Origin of the sequence: Yoonia sp. (genome assembly GCF_046498525.1) — a bacterium.
In the GTDB taxonomy this organism is placed as follows: domain Bacteria; phylum Pseudomonadota; class Alphaproteobacteria; order Rhodobacterales; family Rhodobacteraceae; genus Yoonia.
Window position 1 is genome coordinate 1 of the sequence record NZ_JAWOAN010000132.1, and the last position, 6,213, is coordinate 6,213.

General features: G+C 57.2%; 5 protein-coding genes. 3 read left to right on the forward strand and 2 right to left on the reverse strand.

The annotated features are described in order from the left end of the window. Positions 1-1,002 (forward strand): cryptochrome/photolyase family protein (locus R6T97_RS09010; protein ID WP_410348960.1); only part of this gene is annotated, 1,002 nt, incomplete at its 5' end. A 60-nt stretch (positions 1,003-1,062) separates the two neighbouring features. Here R6T97_RS09010 and R6T97_RS09015 read toward each other — a convergent pair. Continuing rightward, positions 1,063-2,475: an MORN repeat-containing protein gene (locus R6T97_RS09015; RefSeq protein ID WP_410348961.1), complete on the reverse strand. Its 1,413-nt coding sequence runs from the start codon at positions 2,473-2,475 to the stop codon at positions 1,063-1,065. A 139-nt stretch (positions 2,476-2,614) separates the two neighbouring features. Between R6T97_RS09015 and R6T97_RS09020 the strand changes: the two genes are divergently transcribed. Both R6T97_RS09020 and gltX read left to right on the forward strand, forming a co-directional pair. Next, positions 2,615-4,276 carry an NAD+ synthase gene (locus R6T97_RS09020; RefSeq protein WP_410348962.1) on the forward strand — a complete coding sequence of 554 codons (1,662 nt, stop codon included), beginning with the start codon at positions 2,615-2,617 and terminating at the stop codon, positions 4,274-4,276. 174 nt (positions 4,277-4,450) lie between these two features. Further along, the gene (gene gltX, locus R6T97_RS09025) at positions 4,451-5,773 is read left to right on the forward strand and encodes a glutamate--tRNA ligase (RefSeq protein WP_410348963.1); all 1,323 of its coding nucleotides are present in this window, start codon (positions 4,451-4,453) and stop codon (positions 5,771-5,773) included. A 117-nt stretch (positions 5,774-5,890) separates the two neighbouring features. Here gltX and R6T97_RS09030 read toward each other — a convergent pair. Beyond that, a partial coding sequence (locus R6T97_RS09030) for an FtsX-like permease family protein (protein WP_410348964.1) occupies positions 5,891-6,213 on the reverse strand: 323 nt, incomplete at its 5' end.

A 6,213-nucleotide genomic window follows, 5' to 3' on the forward strand; every position in this document is an offset into this window, starting at 1 on the left:
CACGACAATCGAAAGCCTGCGCCTGATCAGATCGGATTTGATGGTCCCATGCAATTCAGCCCCGACGAAACGGTGCAAGAGGTTCTCGCGCTTGTCAGCGATCGGTTTGCAGGCAATTTCGGAGATTTGGAGCCGTTCTGGTTTGCCACGGATACCGGACAGGCGCGGCAGCATCTGGCGCATTGGCTGAAAGGGGGGCTGCCAAAGTTCGGCGACTTTCAGGATGCCATGCTCAACGACAACCGTTTCCTCTATCACGCGATCATCGGGCTCTATCTTAATGCGGGGCTGCTTGATCCGCTGGAGGTCTGCCAGAAGGCCGAAGAAGCCTACCGCGCAGGCGATGCGCCTTTGAACGCGGTCGAAGGATTTATCCGTCAGATCATCGGTTGGCGCGAATATGTCCGTGGCATCTATTTCCGTGAGGGGCCGGATTATGTGACCCGAAATGCGCTGGGCCATCATCGCAAGCTGCCCGCTATGTATTGGGGTGCAGAGACCAAGATGAACTGCATGGCCAAATCCGTGGGGCAGACCAAAGAAGAGGCCTACGCCCACCACATCCAACGCCTGATGGTGACTGGCAACTTTGCGCTTTTGGCGGGGATTGATCCCGCGCAGGTGCATGGGTGGTATCTGGCCGTCTATGCAGATGCCTACGAATGGGTCGAAGCCCCGAATGTCATCGGCATGAGCCAGTTTGCCGATGACGGGATCATCGCGTCAAAACCTTATATTTCGTCGGGCAACTATATTCACAAGATGTCGGATTATTGCGGATCCTGTGCCTACAGGGTGCAGGACAAGACCGGCGCGGAAGCTTGCCCGTTCAACCTGCTCTACTGGCATTTTCTGGAACGGCATCGGTCCCGCTTTGAGGGTAATCCGCGCATGGGTAACATGTATCGGGTCTGGGATCGCATGGATGATACGCGCAAGGCGACGGTTTTGCAGGAAGCGGATCACTTCCTGACGCGGATGGACCAAGGCGAAGCGGTCTGAATGGGTAATGAAAAAGAGCCGGTGGGGTCACCGGCTCTTTTTAATAAAACTTGGTCGTGCCTAATCGCTGCCAGTTGTCTCGGACACCAACGCACCGTCTGACCAGACGCCGACGCTTTCCTGACCTGTAGCATAGCGCATCGTACCTTCGCCTTCGCGACGACCCCGCACAAAGTTGCCTTCATAGACGTCGCCATTGGCATATGTCGCAACCCCTTCGCCGCTGATTTCACCGTCTTGCCACTGGCCGACGTAGGTGAAGCCATCCGGAAGAGTGATCTCGCCGTCGCCGCTGCGCTGACCGTTCAGGAATTGGCCGACATAGACAGTGCCGTCCGCATAGACGGCGCGGCCCAAGCCGTTGCGCTGCCCCTCGGACCACTGCCCTTCATAGGCGTAGCCGTCAGCGTAAGTCATCTTGCCCTGGCCATGATTTCTGGCCTTCAGAAATTCGCCTTCATAGACCAGACCGTTCACATAAGTGGCCAGACCAACGCCGTTGATCACACCAGCTTCCCATGCGCCTTCATAAGTGGAGTCGTCAGGATAGGTGATTTTGCCTGTGCCATCCGCCAGATCGTTCGCGAACGTACCGACGTAGACCGATCCGTCAGGATAAGTGACTTCGCCTTCGCCTTCGATCTTTCCCTCGGCCCATTCGCCGACATACACATAGCCATCGGTGCCCTTGAACGTCCCGGTACCGTGACGGCGATCATCAAGGAAGGTCCCTTCGTAGGTATCGCCATTGGCATATGTCACAAAGCCCTCACCCTCGCGGCGGCCATTGACCAATGCGCCTTCGTAGACATCGCCATTGGGCTGCGAGAGCGTCCCGACGCCCTGAATTTGCCCGTCGACCCAACCACCACTGTAAACCAAACCATCAGCCATGGTGAGCGTGCCGGTCCCGTCACGTTCACCCGCTTTCAACGTACCTTCGTAAATAGCGCCATCTGGATAAGTGATTTTGCCATCACCTTCCTTTTCGCCATTCAACCAGGCACCTTCGTAGATGTATCCACCGGGGCTCGTCATTGTGCCCATGCCGTGGTGCATCGCATTGCGGAACTCACCTTCGTAGACGACGCCGTTCGCATACTCGGCAATTCCTTGCCCCGTTATGTTGCCATCGACCCACTCACCTTCAAACGTACCGCCATCTGCAAATGTGATTCGGCCCTGACCTTCAGGCTTTCCAGCAACAAACGATCCTTCATAAACAGACCCGTTGGGGAAGGTCGCTATGCCCTCACCGCGGATTTCACCAGCAACCCATTGGCCTGTATATTCATAGCCGTTGGGTAGGCGGTAAGTCCCTGTTCCATCCTGCTTGCCATCTACGAAGGTGCCTTCGTAAATGCCACCGTCATCATATTGCTTTGTTTGAACTTCTTGGGCTGCAGCATGCGATGCCACGCTCGCCAAGATTATGGCGGCTGCCACAGCTTTAGGTAATCCAAACAACGTCATCAGTTTCTCCGATCGCTTCAGGTTCGCGCAGCTTACGAGAGGGAGTTCCAGCTGACAACGGCTAAGGGCCGATGGCGTCAAACGGCTTTCCCCCGCGCCTCTTTCTGCTACATGCATGCCAAGGCATTGGGACAAAACTATGACAAAACTTTTTCGCCTGACAATGGCACAGTTAAATCCCACGGTAGGGGATATCGCAGGCAACGCTGATCTAGCGCGCGCGGCTTGGGCCGAAGGCAAGGCGGCAGGGGCTGATCTGGTCGCGTTGCCAGAGATGTTCCTGACAGGTTACCAGACACAGGATCTTGTCGCGAAACCTGCCTTTGTCGCCGATGCGACGGCGCAACTTATGATGCTGGCCAAGGATTGCGCTGACGGTCCGGCCTTGTCGATCGGTGGGCCATTGTTCGAGGATGAGCGGCTCTTTAATGCGTATTTCACGTTGCGCGGTGGCAAGATTGTGTCGCGTGCACGCAAGCACTTTCTGCCGAATTTCAATGTTTTCGATGAAGTACGCCTGTTCAAAAGCGCTGATATCGCAGGCCCTGTCGCCCACGAGAACGGCGTCCGTATCGGCAACCCGATCTGCGAGGACGCGTGGTACCCCGACGTTTGCGAGGCCATGGTCGAAAGCGGTGCCGAGATTTTGGTGGTGCCCAACGGTTCACCCTATTTCAGGGGCAAGTTTGCGATCCGTATGAACAATATGGTCAGCCGCGTGGTCGAGAATAATGTGCCTCTCGTCTATATCAATCTAGTCGGCGGTCAGGACGACCAGATGTTTGACGGAGGATCGTTTGTCGTGAACCGTGGGGGCAAGCTGGCGGTCCAGATGCCGCTTATGGAAACCATGCTGGCGCATGTCGACTTTGAACTGACCGACGACGGCTGGGTGGCGCTGGATGGACATAAAGCCATGCTGCCTGACATGTTGGAGCAAGACTACCGCGTGATGGTCGAAGCCCTGCGGGATTATATGCGCAAGACGGGTTTCCAAAAAGTTCTGCTGGGCCTGTCCGGCGGGATCGACAGCGCAATTGTTGCTGCCATCGCGACGGACGCACTGGGCGCGGAAAATGTGCGCTGCGTGATGCTGCCGTCCGAATATACATCGCAATCCTCGCTCGACGATGCCGCCGCCGCCGCCGATGCGCTGGGCTGCAAATACGATACGATCAGCATCGCGGGTCCGCGTGCGGCAATCACGGATGCCCTCGCACCTCTCTTTGAAGGGCTTGAAGAAGGCCTGACAGAGGAGAACATCCAATCCCGCATTCGCGGACTGCTGCTGATGGCGCAATCGAATAAATTTGGCGAAATGCTGCTGACGACCGGTAACAAATCCGAAGTCGCTGTCGGCTATGCCACGATCTATGGTGACATGGCGGGCGGCTACAATCCGATCAAGGACATGTACAAGACACGCGTGTTCGAGGCCGCGCGCTGGCGCAATGCCAACCACCGCGACTGGATGCGTGGCCCGGCAGGCGAGGTGATCCCTGTTGCGATCATCGACAAACCGCCTTCGGCCGAACTGCGCCCCGATCAAAAAGACGAAGACAGCCTGCCGCCCTATGATGTTCTTGATGGCATCCTCTATATGTTGGTCGATCAAGAGGCCTCTGTCGCGGACTGTGTAGCCGCCGGACACGACCGCGACACGGTCAAACGGGTCGAAAACCTGATCTACATCAGTGAATACAAGCGTTTTCAATCAGCCCCCGGGCCGCGCCTGTCGGATCGTGCTTTCTGGCTGGACCGGCGCTATCCGATCGTGAACCGCTGGCGCGATAACGGATGAACCTCATTTGAGGACACGCGCACGGTCGGTCGAACATGCAGGCCCAAGCCATTTTGCGGTAACGTATCAAGCGCCGGCTAATGTGCTGTGTATGGCTTACGGCGACGGCTACCCCCACGAAACTGGACAACCTGCCCGTCTCATGGTCAAAGCGCCCCAACAGGAGACGCGCCCATGACCACCACCAGATTCGCCCCATCGCCCACCGGCTGGCTGCATATAGGCAACCTGCGTGCAGCGCTTTTCAATTATGCCATCGCGCGGCAGCAGGGCGGTACCTTCATTCTTCGGATCGATGACACGGATGCCGAACGCTCCAAGGACGAATATATTGCAGGCGTCAAAGAAGACCTGACATGGCTGGGCTTTACATGGGACCGGGTCGAACATCAGTCGGCGCGCATGGAAAACTATCTTGCGGCCAAGCAAAAGCTGATCGATATAGGCCGGCTTTACGAATGTTTCGAAACACCGACCGAGCTTGACCTCAAGCGCAAAAAACAACTGAACATGAGCAAGCCACCGGTCTATGACCGCGCGGCGTTGCAGCTTTCAGAAGCTGAAAAAAACGCACTGCGGGCGGAGCGTGGCTCGCACTGGCGTTTCAAGCTCGATCACAAGCGGATTGAATGGACTGATGGGATCATCGGAGACATCTCGATTGATGCAGCTTCGGTGAGTGATCCGGTACTGATCAAGAACGATGGCCAGATCCTCTATACTTTGGCGTCGGTCGTGGACGACACCGAAATGGGCATCACGGATGTGGTGCGTGGTTCGGATCACGTGACCAATACCGCAACCCAGATCCAGATGATCGAAGCACTGGGCGGCGCAGTGCCGCGCTTTGCGCACCACTCCCTGCTGACAGGTCCGCAGGGTGAGGCGCTGTCGAAACGCCTTGGCACGCTTGCGCTGCGTGATCTGCGCAAACAAGGCATTGCACCGCAGGCGATCCTTTCGCTGATGGCGCGACTGGGATCTTCCGAACCCGTTGAATTGCGCAGCAATATTGATGAGGTCGTTGCAGCCTTCGATCTTTCGAAATTTGGCTCGGCACCAACGAAATTCGATGCCCAAGACCTGATCCCGCTGACCGCCCGCTATCTTGCAACACTTGGTTCTGGGGACGTGGCCGATGTCTTGACATCGGCTGGCGTGCCCGAAGAATTCAGAGAGCCGTTCTGGAACGTGGTCCGTGACAACATCAATACCCTTGACGAGGTGGCTGACTGGTGGGCGCTTTTCCGTGATGGTGCAACGCCGCTTGTTGCTGACGAGGATCGCGAATTCGTGGCAGAAGCCTTTGCGATGTTGCCAACCTTGCCTTACACATCCGACACGTGGGGCGAATGGACAACTGCCGTGAAAGAGGCGACGGGGCGCAAGGGCAAGGGCCTTTTCATGCCGTTGCGCAAGGCCATTACCGGGCGCGAGCGCGGTCCCGAGATGGCAGATGTGATGCCGCTTTTGCAAACGCGCCCGACGCTCGACTGAGCCCCACGGGGTTCATCTTGTTCTAAAACCGGCCCGACAATTAGCACACCTGTTCAGCCTTCGCCCGACACGCTGCCGGATTAACGAGGCTGCCATAACCAAAGAACGCAGGATCGCTTATTCGCGTGCCCGCAATACTTGCGCCGGCTTTGCCGACAAAGGACGCCACGCAAAGGCCAGCCCGGCCAGAAGCGAGGCGAGCACGCCGCCGCCTATGATCAGCAGGGCGTTGGACCAAATGATTGTGTAGCCAGTTTCCATGATGAAGGTCGAAACTGCCCATCCCCCCAGAATACCGGCACCCAACGCCACAACACCTGCCGCAAGCCCGAGGATCGCCGCGCGCAATGCAAAGCTGGTGATGATCCTGCGGCGCGGCGCACCCAGTGTCTTCAAGACGGCAGATTCGAACGTCCGTGACTGCTCACCGGCCGCTGCCG

Excerpts from the sequence above, each read along its gene's own strand:
- R6T97_RS09015 (WP_410348961.1), bottom strand. The coding sequence starts at position 2,475 with ATGACGTTGTTTGGATTACCTAAAGCTGTGGCAGCCGCCATAATCTTG.
- R6T97_RS09020 (WP_410348962.1), top strand. The coding sequence starts at position 2,615 with ATGACAAAACTTTTTCGCCTGACAATGGCACAGTTAAATCCCACGGTA.
- gltX (WP_410348963.1), top strand. The coding sequence starts at position 4,451 with ATGACCACCACCAGATTCGCCCCATCGCCCACCGGCTGGCTGCATATA.